1 pseudogene is annotated in these 1,079 nt (G+C 65.5%); it reads right to left on the bottom strand.

Annotated elements, in window-relative coordinates:
- A pseudogene (locus ACFTZB_RS45825) lies at positions 1-1,079 on the bottom strand (pyruvate dehydrogenase (acetyl-transferring), homodimeric type); the annotation flags it as partial.

Genomic DNA, 1,079 nt, shown 5'->3' with positions numbered 1-1,079 from the left:
CCGTCGCCGGTGCGCTGGAACCCGAACATCGAGTAGAAGATGTACAGCGGGATCATCGGCTCCCCGTGGGTGGCGTAGGAGGTGCCGACCGCGGTGAACGAGGCCGTCGAGCCGGCCTCGTTGATGCCCTCGTGCAGGATCTGCCCGATCTCGGACTCCTTGTACGCCAGCATCAACTCCGCGTCGACCGCCGTGTACAGCTGCCCGTTGCGGTTGTAGATCTTGAGCGAGGGGAACCAGGAGTCCATCCCGAAGGTGCGGGCCTCGTCCGGGATGATCGGCACGATCCGCTTCCCGATCTCCTTGTCCCGCAGCAGCTCCTTCATGATCCGCACCAACGCCATGGTGGTCGCGACCTGCTGCTTCCCGGAGCCCTTGCGGACCACGTCGTAGGTCGAGTCCGCGGGCTGCGGCAACGGCGCCGCCGTGGTCCGCCGCTGCGGCAGGAACCCGCCCAGCGCCTTGCGGCGGTCGAGCATGTACTGGATTTCCGGGGCATCTTTGCCGGGGTGGTAGTACGGCGGCATCTTCGGGTCCTTCTCCAACTCTGCGTCGGAGATCGGGATCCGCTGCAGGTCCCGGAAATTCTTCAGGTCGTCGAGGGTCAGCTTCTTCATCTGGTGGGTGGCGTTGCGGCCCTCGAAATGCTTGCCCAGGGTGTAGCCCTTGATGGTGTGCGCCAGGATCACCGTCGGCTGACCCTTGTGCGCCATCGCCGCCGCGTAGGCGGCGTAGATCTTGCGGTAGTCGTGGCCGCCGCGTTTGAGGTTCCAGATGTCCTGATCGGACAGGTTCGCCACCAACTCCTTCGTCCGCGGGTCCCGGCCGAAGAAGTGCTCCCGCACGTACCCGCCGTCGTTGGCCTTGTAGGTCTGGTAGTCACCGTCGGGGGTGACGTTCATCAGATTGACCAGGGCGCCGTCGCGGTCCGCGTGCAGCAGGGCGTCCCACTCGCGGCCCCAGACCACCTTGATCACGTTCCAGCCGGCGCCGCGGAAGAACGACTCCAACTCCTGGATGATCTTGCCGTTGCCGCGGACCGGGCCGTCGAGGCGCTGCAGGTTGCAGTTCACCACAAA

It is taken from the genome of Rhodococcus sp. NPDC057014, assembly GCF_042673295.1.
Taxonomy (GTDB): Bacteria; Actinomycetota; Actinomycetes; order Mycobacteriales; family Mycobacteriaceae; genus Rhodococcus_F.
This window is presented reverse-complemented; position numbering and strand designations above follow the sequence as displayed.